18 protein-coding genes and 2 riboswitches are annotated in these 25,502 nt (G+C 47.5%); of the genes, 16 read left to right on the forward strand and 2 right to left on the reverse strand.

The window, feature by feature from the left end:
• The first annotated feature begins 162 nt into the window (after positions 1-162).
• Positions 163-405, forward strand: coding sequence for a hypothetical protein (locus K0504_RS04355; protein WP_220102939.1), 243 nt, complete (start codon positions 163-165; stop codon positions 403-405).
• A gap of 60 nt (positions 406-465) precedes the next feature.
• Here the strand turns inward: K0504_RS04355 and pepE are convergent, their stop codons facing one another.
• Positions 466-1,185, reverse strand: a complete 720-nt coding sequence (gene pepE / locus K0504_RS04360) for a dipeptidase PepE (RefSeq protein ID WP_220102940.1) — start codon at positions 1,183-1,185, stop codon at positions 466-468.
• Positions 1,186-1,336: 151 nt separating this feature from the next.
• Here pepE and htpX point away from each other — a divergent pair, with 151 nt between their 5' ends.
• The 5 genes from htpX to K0504_RS04385 all read left to right on the forward strand — a co-directional run bounded on the left by htpX (position 1,337) and on the right by K0504_RS04385 (position 6,720).
• Complete coding sequence (gene htpX, locus K0504_RS04365; RefSeq protein WP_220102941.1) at positions 1,337-2,215, forward strand: protease HtpX; 879 nt, start codon at positions 1,337-1,339, stop codon at positions 2,213-2,215.
• Positions 2,216-2,288: 73 nt separating this feature from the next.
• Positions 2,289-2,783, forward strand: coding sequence for a low molecular weight protein-tyrosine-phosphatase (locus K0504_RS04370; RefSeq protein ID WP_220102942.1), 495 nt, complete (start codon positions 2,289-2,291; stop codon positions 2,781-2,783).
• Between the two features lie 20 nt (positions 2,784-2,803).
• Positions 2,804-2,982, forward strand: a riboswitch (cobalamin riboswitch).
• A gap of 132 nt (positions 2,983-3,114) precedes the next feature.
• Positions 3,115-4,029 carry a cobalamin-binding protein gene (locus K0504_RS04375; RefSeq protein WP_220102943.1) on the forward strand — a complete coding sequence of 305 codons (915 nt, stop codon included), beginning with the start codon at positions 3,115-3,117 and terminating at the stop codon, positions 4,027-4,029.
• Between the two features lie 14 nt (positions 4,030-4,043).
• Positions 4,044-4,217: riboswitch (cobalamin riboswitch) on the forward strand.
• Between the two features lie 31 nt (positions 4,218-4,248).
• Positions 4,249-6,093, forward strand: a complete 1,845-nt coding sequence (locus K0504_RS04380; RefSeq protein ID WP_220102944.1) for a TonB-dependent receptor domain-containing protein — start codon at positions 4,249-4,251, stop codon at positions 6,091-6,093.
• Between the two features lie 210 nt (positions 6,094-6,303).
• The gene (locus K0504_RS04385) at positions 6,304-6,720 is read left to right on the forward strand and encodes a hypothetical protein (RefSeq protein WP_220102945.1); all 417 of its coding nucleotides are present in this window, start codon (positions 6,304-6,306) and stop codon (positions 6,718-6,720) included.
• Positions 6,721-7,330: 610 nt separating this feature from the next.
• Here K0504_RS04385 and rne read toward each other — a convergent pair.
• The gene (gene rne / locus K0504_RS04390) at positions 7,331-10,411 is read right to left on the reverse strand and encodes a ribonuclease E (protein ID WP_220102946.1); all 3,081 of its coding nucleotides are present in this window, start codon (positions 10,409-10,411) and stop codon (positions 7,331-7,333) included.
• A gap of 469 nt (positions 10,412-10,880) precedes the next feature.
• On the opposite strand from rne, the gene rluC reads away from it, so the two are divergent.
• The 10 genes from rluC to K0504_RS04440 all read left to right on the forward strand — a co-directional run bounded on the left by rluC (position 10,881) and on the right by K0504_RS04440 (position 25,347).
• A complete protein-coding gene (gene rluC, locus K0504_RS04395; protein ID WP_220102947.1) occupies positions 10,881-11,828 on the forward strand; it encodes a 23S rRNA pseudouridine(955/2504/2580) synthase RluC in 948 nt (315 codons plus the stop codon).
• A gap of 115 nt (positions 11,829-11,943) precedes the next feature.
• Positions 11,944-12,429 (forward strand): GAF domain-containing protein, encoded by a 486-nt coding sequence (locus K0504_RS04400; RefSeq protein ID WP_220102948.1) that lies wholly within the window; start codon positions 11,944-11,946, stop codon positions 12,427-12,429.
• 18 nt (positions 12,430-12,447) lie between these two features.
• Positions 12,448-13,101: an RNA chaperone ProQ gene (proQ, locus tag K0504_RS04405; protein ID WP_220102949.1), complete on the forward strand. Its 654-nt coding sequence runs from the start codon at positions 12,448-12,450 to the stop codon at positions 13,099-13,101.
• A gap of 66 nt (positions 13,102-13,167) precedes the next feature.
• Complete coding sequence (prc, locus tag K0504_RS04410) at positions 13,168-15,225, forward strand: carboxy terminal-processing peptidase (RefSeq protein ID WP_220102950.1); 2,058 nt, start codon at positions 13,168-13,170, stop codon at positions 15,223-15,225.
• A 79-nt stretch (positions 15,226-15,304) separates the two neighbouring features.
• The gene (pepN, locus tag K0504_RS04415; RefSeq protein ID WP_220102951.1) at positions 15,305-17,911 is read left to right on the forward strand and encodes an aminopeptidase N; all 2,607 of its coding nucleotides are present in this window, start codon (positions 15,305-15,307) and stop codon (positions 17,909-17,911) included.
• Positions 17,901-18,128 carry a DUF2835 domain-containing protein gene (locus K0504_RS18620; RefSeq protein ID WP_220102952.1) on the forward strand — a complete coding sequence of 76 codons (228 nt, stop codon included), beginning with the start codon at positions 17,901-17,903 and terminating at the stop codon, positions 18,126-18,128. The genes pepN and K0504_RS18620 overlap by 11 nt, the downstream gene beginning before the upstream one ends.
• Positions 18,129-18,450: 322 nt before the next feature.
• Positions 18,451-20,550 carry a DUF1302 domain-containing protein gene (locus tag K0504_RS04425; protein ID WP_220102953.1) on the forward strand — a complete coding sequence of 700 codons (2,100 nt, stop codon included), beginning with the start codon at positions 18,451-18,453 and terminating at the stop codon, positions 20,548-20,550.
• Positions 20,551-20,567: 17 nt separating this feature from the next.
• Entirely contained in the window at positions 20,568-21,932 is a 1,365-nt protein-coding gene (locus K0504_RS04430; protein WP_220102954.1) for a DUF1329 domain-containing protein, read from the forward strand.
• Positions 21,933-21,993: 61 nt separating this feature from the next.
• Positions 21,994-22,995, forward strand: coding sequence for a WD40/YVTN/BNR-like repeat-containing protein (locus tag K0504_RS04435; RefSeq protein ID WP_220102955.1), 1,002 nt, complete (start codon positions 21,994-21,996; stop codon positions 22,993-22,995).
• Positions 22,996-23,010: 15 nt separating this feature from the next.
• Positions 23,011-25,347, forward strand: coding sequence for an efflux RND transporter permease subunit (locus K0504_RS04440; protein WP_220103052.1), 2,337 nt, complete (start codon positions 23,011-23,013; stop codon positions 25,345-25,347).
• The last annotated feature ends 155 nt before the right edge of the window (positions 25,348-25,502 follow it).

Below are 25,502 nucleotides of genomic sequence, written 5' to 3' on the forward strand. Positions count from 1 at the left end.
GCAAAACATAATGTCGGCACCAAAACCACGGTTACCCTTTTTTGCCTTGGCGGCTTGGCCGGTGGGTTGGTGTTTGTGAGCTATTTTTTGGCTGAGTTTCCGTCTTTAAGCTCAGTCATCTTTTTAGGGCAAACTGCTATCAGTACTGCCCTGGCTTGGTTTGTGTTTAAAAAAAGTTATCGCGCCTTGTGGATAGGCGCATTTTGGTGCTGTGCACAAATTATTGAAGTGAGTGGTGACGGCTGGCGATTTGCGTTTGGTGCGCCGGTTAAGTTCCTTTTAAGTTGGCACTGGGCCGGCGTTGATGTGGCGATTAATCTATTTGCCGTCATTACCTTGTTTTGCATTGGCTACGGGCTACGAACGCTTCACCGACTTGTGCCTGCGTCCAAAGCTAGCCACTGAAGTGTGAACACAGTGGCCGTGAGTGCTTTGTTTGCCGGCGTTCGCTGCCGTTACATCAATTTAGGCTGATGGAGCGAGTTTAAACGCTTGATTGCTGTTAATTTCGGTTTTGATGCCACCTACCGTGATCCAATAACTAGTTGGTTCGCCAAGGATTTGGGCGGTATCACCAGTAATCTTCAAAGCATTGCCTTCTGGCATGGCTAAGATGCGCTCGGTAGGACTTAACGCAAGGTATTCGGTTAATCGCTGCAGGCGCGTTTCGCCATTATGATCATCCGGCTTCCATTCGGTGTAATGGGGATTAAGTTGAAACGGCGTAAAGCCAAGGGACTTCAAGCTTGGTGGCTCGATGATGGGCATGTCATTGGTCGTGCAAATGGTTGGCCCCGCAATATTGGAGCCGGCACTCCAGCCAACGTAAGGCATGCCTTCATTAACGCGGATCTTTAGCGGCTCTATAAGCTGTAATGCATATAAACGCTCGAGTAAGCGAAAGGTGTTACCGCCGCCAACGAACACGGCATCGGCATCAAAAATGGCCTGATCCGGTTTGTCGTAATCGTCGATGTTGTGGATCTCGATGCCCAATGGTGCTAAGGCTTTTTGCACCATGTGACTGTAGTCCTTATGGGTAATAGTAACGCCAGCATAAGGAATAAACACAATGCGCTGGATGCTGCTGTCGAGCAGCGGCTCAATGAGCGGCAGGGCATGGCTAAGGTAAGGCGTGTTACTCGCGCGCGAAGCACTGAGCAGTAGCAGTTGCTTGTTGTTCATAATAAATTCAGAAAACTTTGGCAGAATGCCAAGCGTACCATAAGGAGCGCTGCCTGCTCGATTCAAAACACGTGAAATCGCTCTTGAAACTTGCTGCAAGCTCCCCAATTAATAACTCAGATAACAATAATTGTGACTGGATGAGGAAACCATGAAGCGTATTGCTTTATTTGTTCTAACTAACATCGCCGTAATGGTGGTGTTTAGCATCGTACTAAATGTGCTGTTTGCAGTGTTCGGCATTCAAGATACTCGTGGCATCGCCGGCTTGGCAATGATGGCCGGTGTGTTTGGTTTTGGTGGCGCTTTTGTAAGCTTGTACATGAGCAAATGGCTGGCAAAACGGTCGACCGGAGCGCATGTCATCGAGCAACCGCGTAATGATGCAGAGCGCTGGTTATTAGAAACGGTGACGCGTCAGGCGAAAACCGCGGGCATCGCAACGCCAGAAGTTGCTATTTATGATTCGCCAGACATGAATGCCTTTGCGACCGGGCGTAGTAAAAATAACTCATTGGTGGCGGTCTCAACGGGGTTGCTTACGTCAATGGATAAAGACGAAGTCGAAGCCGTGCTCGGCCACGAGGTTAGCCACGTTGCCAATGGTGACATGGTGACCATGACGCTCATTCAAGGCGTGGTGAATACTTTTGTTATCTTCCTCGCTCGTTTGATTGCGCAAGCGATTAGCTCTGCGGTAGCGCGTAATAATGACGACGGTCAAGGCCTAGGCTGGCTTGCCTACACGGGTGTTGTGATTGTTCTCGAAATCGTCTTTGGCTTGCTGGCTAGCATCATTGTGATGTGGTTCTCACGCCGTCGCGAATACATTGCCGATGCCGGGGGCGCTTACCTGACCAGCAATCAAACAATGATTAATGCACTAAGACGTTTGAGCAATAGTCATGAACCGCAAATGGAAGGTCAGTTAGCTGCGTTTTGTATCAATGGCAAATCAAGCATGGCCGAGCTGTTTATGAGTCACCCGCCGATTGAAAAGCGTATTGCTGCGTTGCAATCGGCTAAATAGCCGCCGTTAGGGTTTCATTTTGTATTGCTATAAACTCCCACTCAGTGGGAGTTTTTTGTAAGGACGTTAACCAATGGACAAAACGGACCAGATTAAATCAGTGCTGATGGTTTGCATGGGCAACATTTGTCGCTCACCAACAGCCGAAGCTGTATTTCGACAACATGCCAAGCAAAAAGGCTTACGGCTTCATATTGATAGTGCCGGGACGATTGGCTACCACGTGGGCAACAAACCAGATCCGCGCAGCATGAAAGCGGCAGAGGCGCGAGGGTACAACTTTGCTGATATTCGGTCACGCCGTGTGGTGATTGAAGATTTCCATCAATTTGATTTAATTTTACCAATGGATCAGGCCAACTATGATGACTTGATTGCTATGTGTCCATCGCCTGAATTGGCGCACAAAGTTATCTTGATGCTCGACTTTTCGCAGCAAGAAAAAATCCGCGAAGTGCCGGATCCTTATTACGGTGGCCAACGCGGTTTTGAATTGGTGCTCGATCTGATTGAAGATGCCAGCCAATGCTTGGTTGAGCATATTTACCAGCGCCAAACCAAAGGCTAGACAAAGGCGTGTGGGCGGGGTATAAATCTCGCCAATATGGTACTCGCAAGAGTTTAAAAGGGAATACGGTGCAAGGCCGTAGCTGTTCCCGCAACTGTGACATGGGCTGACAATCGATACCACTGGCAAACGATGCCGGGAAGGGGATTGTTGGGTTACCCCATTTAGCCAGGAGACCTGCCATGGACAATTCTATTCGGTTTCACCAAGCGGGTAACTTGGCGTTTTACGGCATCTTTCGGTGATATAAGCTGCGGCTTTTACATGCTCACCATCTTTGCGCGTCTTGCAGTGAACCAATAGTCTTCAAATACCACAAGGGACTTGTTCATTGTCATTAGTTTTCGATTGGTTTGCATTAAGGCGTATTAAATACACCTTGCTATTGGTTTGCGTGCTCGTTACCGCCAATACCCAAGCCACACCTACTATGGATGTTGCGCCTGCAGCCGTTGCCTCCGCTACGCCTCCTTCGCGTGTCATTGCCCTTGCGCCCAACTTGGTTGAAATGATTTATGCCCTTGGTGCTGACCATTTAATGGTGGGCGCCATTGAACACTCGAATTATCCAAGCGAAGCCAAGCAGTTGCCTGTGATCGGGAACTACGCCCAGCTGAATATTGAACGAATCGTTGCGTTGCAACCGGATCTATTGATTGCTTGGCGTGGTGGTAGCCCGCCGGCCGATGTAGAGCGTTTGCAACAGCTTGGGCTCCGTGTGGTTTGGATTAATATACAAACGTTCAACGACGTCGCTGATGCCTTAACCTTGTTGGGCGAAGTACTGGGCCATCAACGAGACGCTCAGCCATTGGTGAGCCGATACCTAGCCCAATTGGATTCCATTCGCCGCCAATATCAGCATGCAGCGCCCATTACCGTATTTTACGAACTCTGGCCACAACCACTGACGACCGTTGGGCTAGGCAGCTGGCCGCAGCAAGCGTTAGCGCTGTGTGGTGCTGACAACCCTTTTGCAAAAGCGATGGGTGACTATCCTCAGGTCAGCCTTGAACATGTGATAGCAACGCAACCACAAGTCATTATTCAACCGCTCGATTCCGCGCGGGGTATCGCGCTAACCGATTGGCAACGTTGGCCAACGGTGCCTGCGGTTAGCCACCAAGCGATTGTAACGCCCGATTCTGACAAGCTTCACCGAATGACGCCGCGAGCGCTCGATGAAGCTGCAAAACTTTGTCGTCAACTTGATGAATACCGAAAGGTTTATCGGACGACGGATTAACCATCGCTGTGAAGCGATATTGACTAGTTTTAGGTGCCTTTTAAGGTGAAACGGGAAATTGGTGTAAAACCAATGCTGCCCCCGCAACGGTAACTGTCAACGCGTTGATATAAGCCACTGGCGATTTGCTGGGAAGGCGCAACGTTGTCATCAGGAGCCCGGAGACCGGCCTGAAACATTAATCACAAGGTGAGGTACGGCGGGTGCCTCAGGATAATAATGAAAAACTTTGCGATAAAACCGTGCGCAGCTGCGATAGCTGCTGCCATGTTAACCACACCCTTTGCTGCTGTTGCTGATGATGCCGGTTTGCCAGAACACATGGTGGTGACTGGCAGCCGAATGCCAACAGACGTGAATCAATTAATTGCCCAAGTTGAGGTGATAGAGCGCGCTGACATCGTTGCGATGCAAGCGAAATCCATTGCTGATGTGCTAGCACCTATTGCCGGTGTTGAAATTGCTCAACTCGGTGGTGATGGTCAAGTTACTAGCATCTATACCCGCGGTACCAATACCAACCATACCTTGATCTTGGTGGATGGCATTCGCGTGGGTTCAGCAACGCTTGGTTATAAAGGACTGTCATCGATTCCAGTGAACCAAATTGAGCGTATTGAGTTACTCAAAGGGCCTCGTGCTGCGCTGTGGGGATCGGATGCGCTCGGTGGCGTGATTCATATCTTCACCAGGCAATTGGATGCAGGCGAATATGATGCCACGGTTGAGTTTGGCTCTGATAACTACCACGCTGCCACGGCAGCCGTTGGCGTTGGTTATCAAGGTGGCAGCTCCACTCTTGCGGTCAGCTACCAAGAAAGCGACGGCTTTGATGTGCGCGATGACGGCGAGACCGATGATGATGGTTATGACCGTTGGTCGATTGCTTTGCGTGGTGACTATCAATTGAATAATGCCGTTGCGTTAGATTGGACGGCACAATTAGACGACGGTAGTGCCGATAGCGATAGCTTCAGCGAAAACAATTATCAAGATTACCGTAACCACTTATTGCGACTGCGTACCAAATACACTGCGGGTAAATTTGACTCCGAGCTGACGATTTCTCAAAGCCGCGATTTTAGTGAAGACTTTTATACTTATTACGACTGGCTTACTTTTGAACCTATTAGTGACAGTGCGCGTTTTGAAACACGACGAACTCAACTTAGCGGGCTGAGCCAATATCAAGCGACCGATTCGTTGACATTAACCGTTGGTGCCGATGCCTATCGAGATGAAGTTGATAGCAGCAATACCTACACGGTCGATGAGCGTGATACATGGGCAACTTATGGTTACCTCGTGTTTGATCAAAACAACTGGTTGTTTGAAGGCGCGCTGCGTTATGACGATGTTGAAGATATCGATTCAGAGGTTACTTACAACGCCAGTGCCGGTTATCGCGTTACGCCTAATTTGATGCTTGGCGCCAGTGCCGGCCATGCCTTTAAAGCACCAACCATCAACGATCTGTATTATCCCGATACTTTTGGCTCTGCTGGTAACCCAGATTTGGTATCGGAAACAAGCGACAGTTATGAATTGCTGGCGCAAGGTGTTTGGCCGGATATTTCGGTAAACGCCAGTATCTACCGAACCGAAATTGACGATTTAATTGAGTGGCAGTGCACCGCGGATTATTCCAGCTGCAGCCCGCAAAATATTAATAGCGTCACGATCGAAGGTGGCGAATTGATTGTTGCTGGTCATTGGCTGGGGCTTCATCACCAGATCGATTTGACGTACATCGATGCTACTGATGATGCAACGGGTCGTCAGCTAGACCGTCGCGCTCATAAAACTGCTAATTATCAAGCGCAATATAGCTGGCGCGATGTCAGCTTGGTGCTTAATGTGATGCACGTTGGTGATCGTAGAGAGCAGGGCACCGAACTGCAAGCATACGAAACTATTGATTTAGCAATGAGTTATAACCTTGCTAAACGATGGACATTGGCAGCGAAAGCCGACAACTTGCTGGATGAAGATTATCAAAATGGCCTCGGTTATTTTACGCCGGGTGCGCAGTACTTCATATCACTCGAATATAAGAATAATTAAACCAACTTAACTACGTTGTTAACTAAAAGCCGCTTAAAACAGCGGCTTTTTTCATTTCTACCGAGATCTACTTCACATTCATGACGCGAGTATAACAACTGGTTCTGGAACCATGATCCGTATCGCTGAAACCAAGGCTTTCGCACTATACATTGCACACGTGTTTCGTTAACGGCAATTGTTTGAGCCGAGTTTCCCAAGGACATTCAAGTGAAAACATTACGTGTTTTAGTTCTGAGTTTATTCACTACATTGGTCGCTATACCTAGTGCTTATGCCGATCATATTGATCCTGCAAAGCTTGTTGGCGTTTGGGGTAACTCAAGTGACGGCGGAAAAACATTCTGGGGTTACGATCAGTATTTCTCTGACGGCAGCACGCGTTCTTGGGGCACCGTTCCAGACACCACTATCAACTACGAAGTTGAAGCTTTTTATCAAGTAAAACAGAAGTTTGACATTACCAACTGCCTGACCATTGTTGGTACTACCCACCCTGAAGTGATGCCGGTTGGCAGCTCTTGGTGTGATGAGATTTTAGAAGTTAACGATAGCTACCTGACGTATAAAAGCACCGATGGCAGTGTTGTCACCCTTTACCGTCAAACCGAACTAGCAGCTCGCTAAACGTAAACGCTTCAGTTTGTTGATGAACGAAAGCCACCTAAGGGTGGCTTTTTGCATTTCTGAACTTGGAAATTTGTTGTTGCTGCGGGTTGTAACTCACACGGAACATGAGTAAGCAAACCTGCAGGAGTGAGATTTCAAAACTTCGGTTAGCCCTCTATCGAGGTAGTACACATTCTTCTTACATCTGTTTAATGACCGCTGTTTCTCAAAGCCGCATACCCTTCAATACAGAGAGAACACGCAACCGGCGCATTGCTAGCGCTGCCATATTGAGTACGCCTGCCTACCTGGGCTAGTGGCAACTCACTGATGTTGAATAAGCGTGTTGAACAGCTAAAACTGCAGCCGCCAGAGATTGGGTTTGAGCGTTGCTGAATCTGACAGTGGGAGATAGAAGTTTGCTGGGGTAAGCCATTGCTGGCAGGTTCATATCGTACGTTAGCTTTACCAGTATCGAATTCTCAAGGCATTCAACCAAACACCAATCCGGCAAAGATGTGTCCAACAGGGCGTGAGAAAGCAAAACTGTAATCGGAGGTTAATAGCGTGGAGGCAGCAAATAAAAAGCCACCCGAAGGTGGCTTTTTAGGATTTGAGTAATTCAGAGTTACTCGGCAGGGCGACCCATTGGTGCCGATGCCTGGTTCGTAGCATTGTGACTACCACGATTAGCAAGCTCAGAGGCAACTGGCTGACCGTGACGTTTAGCCAACACTGACGTATCAACTGGCGTTGCATCAGCGAATGAAGGCTTGGTCATTGGTGCACTAGTGGCTCGCACAAAATAGTGAACAACCTGAGACGTTGCATCAGCAGCTGGCGTAGCAACGGGCTCTTTTACCGCTGGAGCAGCTTTGGCAACTGGCTCGGCTTGGGCAACCGGAGCAGGTTCAGCATCAGCAGCTGGCGCTACTGGTGCCGGCTCGGCTTGCGATGGTTCAGCCTCAACTACTTCGGCAACTACAGGTTGACTGTCAGCAACTTTCTCACTTACTTCCTCAGCGGCTTTTTCTACCGCTGGGGTTGGCGCAATATCAAGTTCTTGTTGCACAGGTGATTCAGCTTGAACATCTGAGGTGACAGCTTGTTCCGCTTGAGCTTCTTGTGTTGGTGCCGCTTGTTCTTCGGCTTCCGCAACAGCTTCTTGTGCTGGCGCAGTAGGCTGCGTTTCGACAACATATTCAGAAGTAACTTCGTCACTTTGCTGAGTGCTATCTTCTAGCTGCTTGGCCTGTAACGCAGCTTCAATCGCTTTGCGCGTTGCATCTTTAGCGTCTGCGTCTGCTGGTTCAGCTGCAATTTCTTGGCTGACAGGGCTTGCGGCCGCTTGGCCATTGTCGTCATCTGTCGGGTAACGTGCGTCGATTTCTGTTTCAGCTGCAGTTTGCTGTTGTGCATTCTGTGGCTTACGGCGACGTTGGCGACGCGGACGGCTTGGCTTAGCTGCTTGCTCAGTTATTTCAGACTGGCTGGCTTCAGGTGCAATTTCTGCAATTTCTGCTGTTTCTGCAGTGGCCTCGACTGCTTCAACGGTTGCTGCCTGTGATTCAGCTTGCTGCAAACGAACTTTTTTCTGCAAATCACGACGTTTACGGCGCGTTTTCACCTGCTTTTGTTTCGGTGTTTCTACCGTCTCGACGGTTTCAGCCGTATCAGTTTGTACGCTCTGCTCTTCGGTAGTCGACTGCTGCGGCTTTTGATTGCTACCGTCTTTACGGCGGTTGCGATTGCGGCTACGACTACGTTTGCCGTCAGGCTTTTGCGTTTGCTTCTGATCGTCTTGCTCGGCGGTTTCAACGGCGCTGTCATTTTTGTTGTCGCGGTTGTCCTGTTTGTTTTTCTGAGGACGGCGGCGATCACGACGACGATTATCGCGGTTGCGGTCATTGCGATTGCGATCGTTGCGGCTGCGGCTTTGATTATTGCGTTGGCCTTCTTTCTTCGGCGAGCTTGGCTGTTCGTTGGCGCCGAACAGGCTTGCGAAGAACGCTGCTATACGAGCAAATAAACCGGCTTGTGCTGCTTGCTGCTGTTTAGCTGGTGCAGGTTTGGCTGGTTTAGATTTAAGTGGTGATGGCGCCGCTTCAACCGGGGCAACCATGCCAGACAAAGCTGGTTGTTCGCGCTTTTCGACGGTCGACTCACCGCGAAGTTGGCTAGTGCTCTCATCAAGCTCAGGCGCTTTTGCCAAGTTATATGAAGCATCGGTAATTTCTTCATTTTGGCGCAGGCGTTGAACGTCGTAATGCGGCGTGTCCATGTGTGGGTTTGGAATGATGACCACAGAGACTTTATTGCGTTTTTCGATTTGACGAATCGCAGGGCGCTTTTCATTCAATAAGAATGTACCAACGCTAACTGGGACTTGAGCCTGAATTTGCGACGAGTTGTCTTTGAGTGCTTCTTCTTCAATCAGACGCAACACCGACAAGGCCAACGACTCATCGCCACGAATGTGGCCACTACCAGTACAACGCGGGCAAACGTGGTGAGTTTGCTCGCCTAACGATGCACGTAGGCGCTGGCGTGACATTTCCATCAAACCAAAACGGCTGATACGACCGATTTGCACACGTGCACGGTCAGCTCGAACCGCTTCACGCAAACGGTTTTCAACTTCACGTTGATGGCGTGCTGGCGTCATGTCGATAAAGTCGATGACGATCAAGCCACCCACATCACGTAAGCGAAGTTGGCGGGCAATTTCGTCGGCAGCTTCTAGGTTTGTCTGGAAAGCTGTCTCTTCAATGTCTGTGCCTTTAGTTGCGCGAGCAGAGTTAATATCAATAGACGTTAACGCTTCGGTTGGATCAATGACGATTGAACCACCAGAAGGCAGGCTTACTTCGCGACGGAAGGCCGACTCAATTTGACTTTCAATTTGATAGTGCGAAAACAGTGGTACTTCGCCTTGATATTTCTTCACGCGATTAGCGAAATCAGGACGAACGGTCTTAACGTGCTCTAACGCTTTCGAGAAAAGGGTGTCCTTATCAATCAGGATCTCACCAATGTCGCGGCGTAAGTAGTCACGAATAGCACGAACAATCACGTCACTTTCTTGGTGAATCAACAGCGGCGAAGGACGCTCGTCAGCAACTTGCTTGATCTGGCCCCAATGGGTGATCAATGTTTGCAAATCGTAAGCGAGTTCTTCTGCTGACTTGCCAACCCCAGCAGTACGGACAATTAAGCCCATGCCTTTTGGCAGTTCAAGTTGGCTTAGTGCTTCTTTAAGCTCAGTACGCTCATCACCTTCGATGCGACGTGAAATTCCGCCGGCACGTGGGTTATTTGGCATTAAGACTAAGTAGCTACCGGCCAAGCTAACAAAGGTTGTTAACGCGGCACCTTTATTGCCTCGCTCTTCTTTATCAACTTGAATGATGAGTTCCTGGCCTTCTTTAATAACATCTTTGATGTTAGGACGACCTTGGAAGGTGTAACCGGCGGGGAAGTATTCGCGGGCAATTTCTTTCATCGGTAAGAAGCCATGGCGCTCAGCACCATAATCAACAAAAGCGGCTTCTAAACTTGGTTCGATGCGGGTGATTTTACCCTTATAGATGTTGGCTTTCTTTTGGTCTTGGCCTGCACCCTCGATATCGAGGTCATACAAGCGTTGGCCGTCAACCAGTGCAACTCGGATTTCTTCCTGTTGAGTTGCATTAATTAGCATACGTTTCATAAATGACTAAATCTCTGTTTTAGCCACAGCAAAACGTGCACGTAAGAAACGTGTTCAGGGCCTAGCCCCGAGTCCAATCTCGACAACCTCACGGTTGGAACGATGCTTGGGGGCGTACGAGAGGCAACCAAATTTTAATGTATCGCGATGTAGCCTCAGCTACATTTCAATCCGGCCACAACGCAGCCGATAAAAAATTTCTCAGAACTCGTCTATTACGCCATGTTCTGGTGGCGTTTATTTTTAATAACTCGTTAAATTGTCGGATTTTGCGATGTCGTTGAGACGCGTTAATAGAGTCCAGTGTGGCTCGGTCTCGTGTGTATAAAGTGCATCGCGCACCGACCAACTGCACGCTAGCAAAGCTTTGCAAGGGCAGTTTCAGCGAGCCATTGTCGGTGATAAACCTGTGGATAGCAACCTAAAATCGATTCAGCAGATCACCATTCGGTGCTAAACTTGCGCGCCTATGACTGAAATGACTACGACAAAAGTTGCCTTTGTCACAATTTCTGCCGATGAGGCAGGGCAACGCATCGACAACTTTCTAATCACCCGACTCAAAGGTGCGCCGAAAAGCCTTGTCTACCGAATCGTCCGCAAAGGCGAGGTGCGCGTTAATAAAAAGCGCTGCAAGCCAGATTATAAACTGCAGCCCGATGACATCGTGCGGGTGCCGCCGGTTCGCTTATCTGATCGCCCTGACCCAATTCCTTCGGCCAAGTTAAATAAGGTTAAGGATTTAGAGTCACACATTCTGTATGAAGACGATCACTTAATAGTGCTAAATAAACCGTCAGGTTTGGCTGTGCACGGTGGTAGCGGGTTGTCGTTTGGCGCTATTGAAGCGTTACGATCGCTACGCCCAGATGCGCGCTTTCTGGAATTAGTACATCGCCTTGACCGAGACACCTCGGGCTGTTTGCTCGTTGCCAAAAAGCGAAGTGCACTGCGCGAACTTCACCGGATGCTACGCGACAAAGAAGTCGAAAAATATTATTGGTGTTTAGTAAAAGGGCACTGGCCAGAGCGGCGTAATAAGGTAAATGCGCCGTTGCTGAAAAATACCCTTAAATCTGGTGAGCGCGTAGTACGCGTTGATGACCAAGGCAAAGCTGCCTTGACGCGTTATAAGGTGGAGCAACGTTTTGCTAAAGCCACGTTAATGGAAGCCTTTCCTGTGACTGGGCGAACACATCAAATTCGTGTTCATTGCCAAGCTGCAGGGCATCCGATTGCAGCTGACAGTAAATACGGTGATGCCGATTTCACCAAACAAATGGCCGAGGTAGGGCTTCAGCGTTTATTTTTGCACGCGATTCGGCTCAAATTTAAGCATCCGAATACCGGCAAAATGATGGAATTTAAAGCGCCGCCAGAGGCTAAACTCAAAAGCGTACTTAATGCGCTGGATTGATTGAATTTTGTTCGAACAGGGCGGGAAGGCACTCAGAAGGGCAGTTTGGGGATGCCATCGCCAAAGCGCTAAGGTATGATGCCCGCCATTGATAACCGTTAAGTAACAGAATTTAATGCCTGATCGTCAATCTCAACTTGACTGGCAGCAATGCATTGCCCAAGCTCAATCACTTATTAGTGGCGAGCCCAATTTAATTGCTAATCTTGCCAACATTAGTGCCCTTATTAATGATGCGCTGGATGATTTGAACTGGTGTGGTTTTTATTTAGTCGAGGGTGAAGAACTCGTACTAGGGCCATTCCAAGGCAAAACAGCTTGCATTCGAATTGCCAAAGGGAAGGGTGTTTGCGGTACCGCAATGGCTGAAGGGAAAACCCAGCGAGTGGCCGATGTGCACGCGTTTAGCGGCCATATAGCTTGCGACGCCGCCAGCGAATCAGAAATTGTGGTGCCTATCGTGGTGGCTGGACAAGTGCTGGCCGTGTTCGATATCGATAGCCCTAAAAAGAATAGATTTAGTGAAGTGGAGCAAAATGGCCTAGAGCAACTCGTTGCCGAGGTTTTGGTACCACTGTTTGAACGCGCTGCAGCGCAATAGTTAAGGTTTTACAAATTAATGGAACAACAGCCCAAACTGACCGAAAATCGTGAAATTATCGCTTTTTTGGCAGAACAATATCCGCAATGTTTTGTCCTTGAAGGCGATGCTAAACCGTTAAAGATTGGTATTTTTCAAGATTTGGTTGAGCAATTAGCTAGCGATGATCGCATCAGTAACACCCGCTTACGTCAGGCGATTCGCCACTATACTTCGAGCATGCGTTATTTAATGTCGGTTAAAGCCGAAGTGTTACGCGTTAATTTAGATGGTACTACCGGCGATGCTGTCACCGCTGATCATGAAGGTTATGCTCAAGAGCGTTTGACCGAGATCCGTCAGCGTATTGCAGAACGTAAGAAGCAAGCATTAGAAGCGCGCAAAGCAAAAGAAAAAGAACAGGGTAAAAAAGCTCGCCCTGCCAAAGCTAAACGCGCAAGTAAGCCTGCTGGTCAAAAGCCTCGGCAAGATAAAAAGCCAGCGCCAAAACCAGTGGTTAACACTAAACCTTTAGATGCGAATGAACTTGAAGTGGGTAAACCAGTCCAAATCTTGGTAGGTAGTAACCCTGTTCAAGCAACTATTGCAGAAGTATTGAAAGAAAGTGTTCGTGTTACCTTAGCGTCAGGAATGGCGATTGAAGTAGCAAATGACCGAGTTGTTGGTGCTTAGTCGCACTAGTTAGCCATCGATGACATGGCTAATAATTCAACTCTGACTTTATAAAGAGGCGATTGAATGAATTTTTGGCAACATGCTTGTGCCGCACTGGTATTGGCTCCTAGTATAGTTTTTGCATCAACTCAGGTTGAACCATTAACCTATACTGCTGATGATTTACCGCAGTTGAAACAAGAAAAGCAGCACAAAAATGCCGCCATTCGGATCACCGATGTGTTCACGCAGTCGCATTATCACCCGATTGAACTCGATGATGCCTTTTCTGAAAAAATCTTTGAGCGCTTCTTCGATACCTTAGATTACAATCGACAAGTTTTTATCCAGTCTGATATTGAGAAATTCTCAGCGTACCGTACTCAGTTTGACGATTACCTAAAACGTGGCCGCCTTGATGTGCCCTATGAGATATATCAACTTAATCTGCAGCGCCGCTTTGAACGCCTTAATTATGCATTGAGCTTGCTTGATAAAGATTTTGATTTCACCAAAGACGAATCAATTCTTTATGACCGCCATGACTTACCTTGGTCAAACACAACCGCTGAGCTTGATGAAATCTGGCGTTTGCAAGTTAAAGGCGATGCCTTGAACTTAGTGTTGTCAGGTAAAACGCAGCAAGAAGCGCGTGATTTGCTGAAAAAACGATACGGTTATGGCATCAAGCGACTCACTCAAAGCAATAGCGAAGATGTTTTTCAAATATTGATGAACTCATTTGCTCGTTCGATTGAACCTCACACAAGCTATTTGTCGCCGCGTAATGCTGAACGATTCAAACAAGACATCAACCTGAGTTTGGAAGGCATTGGTGCGGTTCTGCAATCTGATTTTGATTACACCGTTATTCGTCGGTTAGTGGCCGGTGGCCCTGCAAAAACGTCAGGTCAGCTTAAGCCCGACGACAAAATTACCGGTGTTGGCCAAGAAGGCGATGATATCGTCAATATCGTTGGATGGCGTTTAGACGAAGTCGTTGAACTGATCAAAGGCCCTAAGGGAACCAAAGTTATTCTGGAAGTGGTTCCGGTTAAAGGTGGCGTTGATGGCGAAACGAAGTTAGTCACACTGACGCGCGACAAAATTAGACTTGAAGATCAAGCTGCTAAAACCGAAATCAAGCGACCAGAAGAAGGGCCTTATGCGGGTCGTGCTGTCGCAGTCATCGATATACCGAGCTTTTATAACGGTTTAAGTGACGATGTGCGTAAACAATTGCAAGAGATTGCGCTGGAAAAAATTGAAGCCGTGGTTGTCGATTTGCGAGGCAATGGTGGCGGCTCTTTGCCAGAAGCGATCGCACTAACGGGGCTGTTCATCGACCGTGGTCCAGTTGTTCAACGCCGCAATATGATTGGTGAAGTAAAAGTCGATTCTGACCGCGATCCTCGCACCCAATATGCTGGGCCTATGGTGGTCATGGTCGATCGTTACAGTGCATCAGCATCAGAAATTTTCGCTGCAGCGCTGCAAGATTACGGACGTGCTTTGATTGTTGGTGAACAAACCTTTGGTAAGGGAACGGTGCAAAACCACCGTAGCCTGAATCGTCGCTTTGATCTGTTTCAAAACCCATTGGGCGACATTCAATTTACCACTGCTAAATTTTATCGAATCAACGGTGGGAGCACGCAGAATAAAGGTGTCATTCCCGATATTAAGTTCCCGCAAGAAGTGGATGCGAGTGAATATGGTGAAAGCCAAGAAGACAACGCATTACCATGGGATCAAATTGGTACCGCCAAGTATGTCCGTATCGATGAAGTGAAAGCGTGGATCAATGGTGTTAATAGCCGCCACCAGCAGCGCATCGAAACAAACCCCGAGTTTGACTACATTTTTGATGATATTGAGCGTTACCAAAGCGAGAAAGAAGACAAAACAGTTTCATTGAATCAAGCGACTCGCTTAGCTGATCGTGAAGCCCGTAAGACACGTATGCTGACGCGTGAAAATGAACGTCGCCAGCGTGAAGGTAAAGAGCTCGTCGCCAACATCGACGCATTTGACGAATTGGAAGAAGATGATTTCGCAGGCCCAGAAGATGTGGTGCTTGACGAAGCCATTGCCATTACCTTCGATTTGGTTGATGCGCCGCGACTCGCAAAAAACAAATAAGATCTAAAACGGGCTGCTTCCCCAGCAGCCCGTTAATTTTTATAAGCTTCCGAGTCCTTCGGCAGCGTTGGAAACGACCATGACAGCCAAAGCCAAATTATTATCTGATTATCGCACCCCAGAATACACCATCGATCAAATCGCTCTCACCATCGAATTGAAGCCCAATGCAACGAAAGTAACGAGCCGCATGCGTGTAGCACGGCAGGGCGAACATCAAAACTCGTTAATCCTTGATGGCGAACAGCTTAAGTTAATCGCGGTATCAATTGATGGCTGCTTGTTAACCAGTGACCAATACAGTGTGACCGATACGCATCTCGAAATTTCAGCGGTACCGGCGAACTTCGAATTAGTGACCGAGGTTGAAATTGACCCAGCTGGTAACACCTCGCTCGAAGGTTTGTATTTGTCCGACGGCGCTTTTTGTACGCAATGTGAGGCTGAAGGTTTCCGCAAGATCACCTATTACCTCGATCGACCAGATGTGTTGGCTCGCTTCACCACCACGATTATCGCTGATGCCAATGAATACCCACACATGCTCAGCAATGGTAACGAAATCGCTCGTGAAACACTGGCGGATTCACGTACGGCAGTAACCTGGCAAGACCCGTTTCCCAAGCCTTGTTATCTATTCGCTTTGGTGGCCGGTAATTTCGATGTGCTGGAAGATACATTTACGACCATGAGCGGGCGCTCAGTTGCGCTGCAACTGTTTGTTGATAAAGGCAACCTAGACCGCGCTGATTACGCCATGGTGTCATTGAAAAACTCAATGGCGTGGGATGAAAAGGTGTATGGCCTGGAATACGATCTCGATATTTATATGATTGTGGCTGTCGACTTTTTCAACATGGGGGCCATGGAAAACAAGGGCCTGAACGTTTTTAACAGCAAATATGTTTTGGCCAACCAAACGTCAGCCACCGATCAAGATTTCAATGGTATTGAATCGGTTATTGGCCACGAATACTTTCACAATTGGACTGGCAACCGCGTGACCTGTCGCGATTGGTTTCAATTGTCGCTTAAAGAAGGCCTGACCGTATTTCGCGATCAATGTTTTAGCGAAGATATGACGGGTTCATCGGTCAATCGAATTGATGATGTTGCCATTATTCGTAGTCATCAATTTAGCGAAGATGCCGGTCCAATGGCGCACCCCATTCGGCCTAAATCTGTGATCGAAATGAATAACTTTTACACAGTAACGGTATACAACAAAGGTGCTGAAGTTATTCGTATGATGCATACCTTGCTGGGTGCTGCAGGTTTCCGAAAGGGCATGGATTTATACTTTGCTCGCCATGATGGTCAAGCCGTGACGTGCGACGATTTTGTTCAGGCCATGGAAGATGCGAACGACTACGATTTGGGTTGTTTTCGCGTTTGGTACCAACAGGCTGGTACACCAACAGTAACCGTCAACGATCACTTCGACCCAAATACTGGCGAGTATGTACTCGAGCTAAGCCAGCAAACACCCGCTACAGCGGATGAAGCGAGCAAACAAGCGACCCACATTCCACTTCGAATTGGGCTCTATTCCGAATCTGGAGAAGCCCTCTCATTGGACACAGACGCTGAGCTGACAGACGGTAACGTTTATAGCTTAGTGAATGATCAGGCTACGCTGATATTCCGTGGCTTGTCGACAAAACCAACGCCGGTATTACTCAAAGGTTACTCGGCGCCAATCAAATTAGAATTTGATTATTCAAATGCGCAACTTATTACGTTGATGCAGCATTGCGAAGACGGCTTTAGCCGCTGGGATGCAGCACAAACACTATTTGCGCGGTATATCTGGCGCCTTGCAGACGGTGAAACAGAGACTTTGCCTGATGAGTTGATCGCTGCAGTTATTGCTGTTTCCAAAGATAAAAGTATTGAACCGGCGTTAAAGGCGAGATTGTTGCAATTACCAGCAGTTAGCAGCTTATTAAATCAGCGCGATAAAATCGCCATCATGCCTTTACTCGATGCGATTGAAACTGCCCATTGTCAGTTAGCTGATAGCTTGGCGGGGATTTGTACCGACCTATATGAAAGCTTACGGCAGGCAGATTATCAACTGAATGCACAAGCGGCGGCGAAGCGCGCGTTGTCAGCAACTTGCTTAGATTGGATCGCTCAAAGCAAACCACCCGTGGCTAGTGAGCTGAGCTTACAGCTATACAACAGCAGCAATAATATGACCGAGCAGCTCAATGCATTGAAAGTTGCCAACCGTCATGACTTGCCGATTCGCCAACAATTAATGGACGCCTTTGAGTCACGTTGGTCACATGATGGTTTGGTCATGGATAAGTGGTTAACACTACAAGGCTGCTGGAATTCGTCAGTTTGTACCGACAATTTGGCTGTGGTTGAACAGAGCCAAGTGTTTAGTTTGGAAAACCCAAATCGGGCGCGTTCACTGATCAGTGGCTTTGCCGCAATGAACCATCGTTATTTTCATGCTGAAGATGGTCGTGGCTATCAATGGCTTGCAGATAAAATTAAAAAACTAAACAGCATCAACCCTCAAATTGCTGCGCGCTTGATTAATCCATTAACCCAATGGCGTCGATTTGAGGCGCCCCAAGGTGAGTTGATGAAGCAATGCTTACAGGGCATTTATCAATTAGACAACTTATCTAAAGATTTACAGGAAATCATTGGAAAGAGTCTTGATCATTAATTATCAAGTTCACGTTAATGTGTCTTACCATGAGCTGCAGGCCCTATATAAAGGGGCCGTGCAGCGAATTATTGTGCTTGATAGGAGCGGCAAGACGGTCTCGCTTCCGGCGAGTCACTTTATGCCGTTTATCACTCATCGAGGAATTTACGGCTGGTTTAATTTACAAACGAGTGAATCAGGAAAATTTATTTCGTTACAACCGTGTGAAGATTAGAGTAAATACTTAAAACGTTTAGTTTAAACTGACGATTTGAACAAGCCCTTGCTAATTCAAACTAAAGCAGATTGAAAACATACAGTTACCAATCAAACGTTAGCGTTTGATAAATTAGAGTTAAAACTTAAAGCTCGTTAATCCCCTTCAATACTGTGCGCTAAATCCCAAAAAAAATAATATAAAACAGCATGTTGCGAGATCTCGGTCACTTGCGGATTAGTGATATTGCTGTAATTATTTAGCTCATTCGCAGCACAACATTCGCGGAACAGATCCGCTATTCCAATAAATCGCTGCAAGTAACTGGGGAGAGATAATAATGATGACGAAAAGTCGTCGGTTCCGCTTACGCCCGTTGGCGCTAGCGGTCGCTTCTGCAAGCTTGGTTTCACTGGCCACTCCTGTTCAAGCTATTTCGTTTAACTGGGGCGAGATTGAAGGTACGTTCGACTCCACTTGGTCTTATGGTCAAAGCTGGCGTGTTGAAGACCGCAATATGAATATCATCGGCAAATCTAACCAACCAGCATTCGACTGGAGTGGTTACAATCCCGCCCTCAACACAAAGTATTCATCGCAAGATATTTTCGCTTATCCCAAGGGTGGATACTCCACCAACGGTGATAACGGCAATTTGTCATATGACTCCGGCGAGACCTTTTCAAAAGTATTCAAAGGCCTGCATGAATTAGAGTTGCGCTACGAGAATATGGGTATCTTCGTACGCGGCATGTATTTCTACGATTTTGCATTAAATGACGACGATTCAGCGTGGACGAATCCGACCAGCGGCAATTTGCATGATCCTTGTGAAGACAGCAAAGCATCTGATTATTCGTGTAAAGACGTTCGTCTACTCGATTATTTTTTCTATGCTGATTTTGACTTGGCTGATGGCGATATTCCGGTGTCGTTCAAAATTGGTGACCAAGTTATCTCTTGGGGTGAAAGTACCTTTATTCCCCACGGTATTGGTGTCGTTAACCCCGTTGACGTTGCACGCTTGCAAACCCCTGGTGCTGAATTGAAAGAAGTGTTCATTCCTCAGGGAATGGCGTGGGTATCGGTGGGGCTTACTGAAAACTTGGCGTTAGAAGCGTTTTATCAGTATGAGTGGGAATCGTTGCGCTTGCCGACTCCTGGTACCTATTTCTCAACTAATGATTTCACGGGTAAAGGCGGCTACCTCAGCACGGTCCAGCTTGGTTTTACCGCAAACCCAGATCAGGATTTAGCGTTTTTAACTGAGCGTTTAAACAACATCAGTAGCGAATATGAGCAAGTTGTCGGCGCTGATTTGCCAACGCTGTTGGCAACGCTTGATCAACTTGAGCCAGGCTCCGCAGCGTGGACAGAGCTCTATACAGCCTTAATGGGCATATATGTTGCCTCGCCGGGTACTCAAGCGTTAGTTATGCCAGAAAACGAGCCTGATGATGGTGGCCAATATGGCTTGAAAGTCAGCTACTATTCTCCAGCGCTTGGCGATACAGAATTTGGCTTGTACTACATGAATTACCACAGCCGCCGTCCGTTGATTAGTGCTTACGCTTCAGATTTCACACCATCAGGTGTGTTAAGCGATCTCAATATGATTGCTAACACTGAGATTGATAAAAATAACGTCAACGAATTACAAGCGTTCACCAAAGGTTTTCTTGATTACCCAGAAGATCTGAAATTAATTGGGTTGTCATTCAATACGCCGGTTGGTGATACCACCATTAGTGGTGAGATTGCGTATCGTCCCGATGAGCCATTGCAGATTGATGATGTAGAAATCTTGTTCGCAACCATGCCTGAACAATTGGCCTATGCTGGCATTCGTCCAGAGTTAGCCGATATTTCCCAAGTCGGCCCACTCGAGCCGGGTGAATTTCTGCAAGGATATATCGAGCGCGATACCACTCAGATGCAATTTACCGCGGTTCATTTATTCGGCCCGCAACTCGGCTCTGATAACTTAACCGTACTAGGTGAAGTTGGCGGTATTTGGATTGATGATATGCCCGGCTTCAACGAGCTTCGCCTAAATGGACCAGGCACGTCACGTAGTGGTGGTATTGAAGGAAAAGAAGGGCTTGAAATCGCATTGCACAATGGCCCTGAATCGAATCCATTTCCGGATGATTTTTCATGGGGCTACCGTATGTTAGCCAAGCTCGATTATAACAACGCGTTTTGGGGCATGAATGTGTCACCGCGCATCGTATTCGCCCATGATGTACAAGGCATTACGCCTGATCCTATTGCGGTATTTGTAGAAGATCGCAAATCGTTAGGCGTAGGCGTTAGTTTTGATTATCTGCAGCGTTGGTCAGCCGGCTTTAATTACAATGCATATTGGGGCGGGCAGGGCACCACGAATTTGCTTGATGATCGCGACTTCGTCAGTTTTAACATCAAATATTCTATTTAAGCTGGGGCACTCTTACCATGAACAAGAAACAACTACTTTCAACTGTGGCCTTGTCCCTAGCTTTAACGGGCGTTAGTTATGCTGCCGTTAATCAAGAGCAAGCCGCCGAATTGGGTCAAAGCTTAACGCCACTTGGTGCTGAAATGGGTGCCAATGCCGATGGCTCTATTCCAGCATGGACAGGCGGCATTACCACGCCTCCGGCGGGTTATACAGTGGGCGATCATCACCCAGATCCTTATGCTGCCGATAAGGTGCTCTATACCGTCACCGCAGCAAACGCTAAAGACTATGATGCGTTGTTAACTGATGGTCAAAAAGCGCTGTTTGCAGCGTATCCCGATACGTTCAAAATGCAGGTTTACCCAACTCAGCGCTCAGCATCTGTGCCTCAGTACATATACGACGGTACTAAGGCCAATGCCACGCGTGCGGAATTGATTGATGGTGGTAACGGGATTGTTGGCGCTGGCGCCGGTATTCCGTTTCCTATTCCAAGCAATGGCTTGGAAGCGATTTGGAACCATATATTTCGCTTCCGTGGTGTTGATGTAACTCGTTTTGCCGGTCAAGCCGCGCCGATGCCTTCGGGCAATTACACCTACATTCGTTTTCGTGAAGCTATTAAGTTCATTTCATCCGGCGAAGACATTACGCCTGAAAAGCTAAGCGAAACAAACATGGTGTTCATGTTTAAGCAGGCCGTTACTCAGCCAGCTAGTTTAGCGGGCACTGCTTTGTTGGTGCACGAAACCATGGATCAAGTAAAACAGCCCCGTAACGCCTGGACATTTAATGCCAGTACAAGGCGCCCCCGAAGAGCACCAACGGTTGCCTATGATCACCCAGGTACCGCAGCCGATGGTTTGCGTACCACTGACGATTACGACATGTATAACGGCTCACCTAACCGTTACAACTGGTCTCTTGTCGGTAAACAAGAGCTGTTGATCCCTTACAACACCTACAAGCTGCATAGCGATGAATTGACCAACGATGACATTTTGAAGCCGGGTCACATCAATCCGGACGTCGTACGTTACGAAAAGCATCGGGTTTGGGTTGTCGAAGCGAACTTAAAAGATGGCATTAGTCATATTTATAAAAAGCGTCGCTATTACATTGATGAAGATTCATGGCAGATTGCTGTTGCTGATTTATACGATAGCCGCGAGCAGCTGTATCGCGTAGCAATGTCTCATGCGATTAATTACTACGAGGTTCCAGCCTTGTGGTCTACGCTAGAAGTGTTCCATGATCTTCAAGCCCGCCGCTACATCGCTATTGGTCTTGATAATCAGGAAAAGATGTACGATTTCAGCAAGCCGCTTAGTGAAAAAGATTTCACCTCGCGAGCCCTAGTAAAAGAAGCAAAGCGCTAATCTTACTTAACCGCAGAACAAGCCTCCCATGTTGGGAGGCTTGATGATTTTAAGAGTCTTCATGAAGCAAATTGTTGGTAGTGCTGCCGCTCTGGCGGCTTTGTTTGTATCATTTGCCGGTCTTTCCGAAACGCTCGATGCGAACGCTGCTAAGTCAGCGTTAGTTCTTGATCTTACCCAAACTCCTTCAGGTCAATTAGTTGCAGTTGGTGAGCGCGGCCATATCTTGGTGCAGCAGAAAAATCAGTGGCAGCTAGAGGCAAGTCCGGTCGAAACCCTGTTGACGCGTGTCGTTTTTAACGCCGGCTCACTATGGGCGGTAGGTCACGATGGCGTGATCCTCAACCGACAAACCGACGGTTGGCAATTGGTTCGGCAAGACATTGAAAGCGAGCAACCTTTAATGGACTTGCTGTTTGTTGCTGACAACGAAGCGATTGCTATTGGTGCTTACGGCGCGTTTTTACGCTCAGTTGACGGTGGAAAAAGTTGGCAACAGGAAGTACACGAAGGCTTGCTTTATCCGGAAGATCAGGAATACCTAGCTGAATTGAAACTTGAGGCTAGTGCCGACGATTACGCATATGAATTATCAACCATGCTGCCGCACTTAAATCGAATCATTGCGCTATCAAACGACAAGTTATTGATGGTTGGAGAGTTGGGTTTAGTTGCCTTGAGTGACAACCGTGGACGCGATTGGCAACGATTAGAAGTTGGTTATGAAGGATCGTTCTTCGCCGCTATTGCTATCGAGCATGAGAATGTTGAACGCCTGGTGATTGGTGGCCTAAGGGGAAACTTGTTCTATTCCGATGATACAGGTAGCCAGTGGCAACGTGCCAAAAACCAACTTAAAACCACGATCAATGGCTTTGTAGATGGCCACGTAAAAGGGCTTTATGCATTGGCAACAAATGGCGCTTACTTGTTGAGTCATGATGGTGGCGAGAGCTTTTCTGCAAATCCATTAGAGCAAGGTGAAACTGCCGTTGCTGGTGTGGTTGCGGGCGACAATATATATATTGCAGGCGATCATGGTCTTCGCCAACTGGCACAGTAGGGAGGTTTCGCAATGATGATTACGCCTGCAATCGATGTCGTTGAACGCATTGTTTTTCGAAATCGCTTACTTGTTATTAGTCTATTTGTATTGGCTACACTGGCGCTGCTCTACAGTGCGACAAACTTACGAATGGCGGCGGCATTTACCAAGAACATTCCGCTTGCACATGACTACATGCAAACCTATGTGAAGCATCAAAAAGACTTCGCTGGTGCCAACTCTGTCATGGTCACCGTCACGGCTCGTGATGGTGATATGTTCAACGAAGAATTTTTTACGGTGCTTCGACAAGTCCACGATCAACTCTATTTTATTCCTGGCGTTAGTCGATCGTCGGTTCAATCGCTTTATAGCCCCGGCACACGTTTTACTGAAGTGGTTGAAGACGGATTCTCTGGTGGGCCTGTCGTGCCTGCAGATTTTCAGCCTAATGAAAATGGCTTGGCGCGGGTTAAGTCAAACATAGGTAAAGCAAATATTGTCGGGCGTTTGGTCGCCAATAATTACAATTCGGCCATGGTGAAAGCTAGCCTTCAGGAGTTCAATCCTGATACCGGCGAAAAGCTCGATACGTTAGCCTTAGCCGGCCAGCTCGAACAAGAAATTCGCCAACAATTTGAAACAGACAATATATCCATTGAGATTATCGGTTTTTCTAAAATGATCGGTGATGTCGCTGAAGGTGCGAAATCGGTGGTGCTGTTTTTTGCCATTGCCTTAGTTATTACCGCCATCATGGTGTATTTCTTCAGCCATTCGCTATTACTGACATTGTTGCCGCTTTGCTGCTCTATCATGGCGGTGATCTGGCAGTTGGGCACATTACCATTATTAGGTTTTGGTATTGATCCAATGTCGGTGCTTGTGCCCTTTTTAGTGTTTGCGATTGGGGTGTCTCATGGCGTTCAAATGATTAATGCCATGGGGGCTTCAGTTGCCCAAGGAATTTCTAGTAAAGAAGCTGCTCAACTTAGTTTTCGACGTCTTTTATTACCAGGCGGCATTGCGCTGCTTTCAGATACCATCGGTTTTCTAACGATTTTGAGCATCGATATCGGCATCATTCGAGAGTTGGCGATTACCGCTAGTGTGGGTGTAGCTGTCATCATTTTAACCAACCTGCTGCTATTACCGGTATTACTTAGTTATGTGAAATTTTCACCGAAGACCATCAAAAAGCTATCTACCCCTTCACCAATAGCCCTCAAACTTTGGGATAAAATTGCCGTTTGCAGCAATTTAAAAAGCGGCGTACCCGTTGTCATCATTGGTTTGTCTGTGGTGTTGTTCGCCATTGGCTACTGGCAAGCAGGGCAGATGCGCATTGGCTCCTTTAAGCCCGGTGCTCCAGCACTTCATGCGGATTCGCGCTACAACCTAGACACTGCATTTATCACTGCAAATTACGCTATTACCACTGATGTGATGACGATTATCGTTGAAACTGACGATCAAGCCTGTGCGAATTACCAAGTGATGTCAGCCATCGATAATTTTCAATGGCAAGTGCAGCAAGTCGAGGGCGTGCAGTCAGCGATTTCGTTAGCGTCAGTTGCCAAGCTCTATAACGCAGCATTTAATGAAGGCAACCCAAAATGGCGGTTGTTGCCACGTAACGAAGCCGGTCTGGTTCAAGCCATTTCACAAATTTCGACCAGCTCAGGGTTACTAAATGCAGGCTGTAGCGTCATGCCGGTGTATTTGTTTTTGAGCGATCATACGGCTGAAACCATCGAGCGTGTCGTGGCGTCAGTTAAAGAGGCACAACAGCAATACGGCGCCGATAACATTGCGTTCAAATTGGCATCTGGCCCAGTCGGAGTTATGGCTGCAACGAATGAAGCGGTTGCAAGTGCCCAGTTGCCGATGATGCTCTATGTCTACGGAGCCGTTATTATTCTATGTTTGCTGAGCTTCCGTTCGGTGAGAGCAACAGCTGCTGTTGTGGTACCGCTGTTTTTGGTATCAACACTCGCACAGGGACTAATGACTCAACTTGGTATTGGCTTAACGGTCTCAACGCTTCCCGTTATTGCGTTAGGGGTTGGTATCGGCGTTGATTATGGCATTTATATTTTGTCCACCATGAGTGAAAAAATACGTCAAGGTGTAGCGATTCAAACTGCCTATCGTCATGCACTTGCTGAGCGTGGTAGTGCGGTCTTGTTTACGGGTATTACGTTGGCCGTTGGTGTTTCTACCTGGTTTGTTTCGCCATTGAAGTATCAAGTGGACATGGGGATTTTGCTGACCTTTATGTTCCTTGTAAACATGCTGGCAGCGGTCGTTGTTTTGCCGGCCTTGGCCGCCATTTTTTGGCGCAATAATGAGCAAACGAACCGCTTATAGCCGCATTATTAAAATTATTTGCTGGCAGCGTCACATAAGCTGTCAGCAAAAGCTGACAAAACGTCATTTTCGGCACTGAATTCAATCTGTTATTTATTATTGTTGTGACTCGCTAATTCGCTTTGAGATGAATACACTCAAGGCTGTTAGTGACC

Origin of the sequence: Neiella holothuriorum, assembly GCF_019457915.1 — a bacterium.
Taxonomy (GTDB): Bacteria; Pseudomonadota; Gammaproteobacteria; order Enterobacterales; family Neiellaceae; genus Neiella; species Neiella holothuriorum.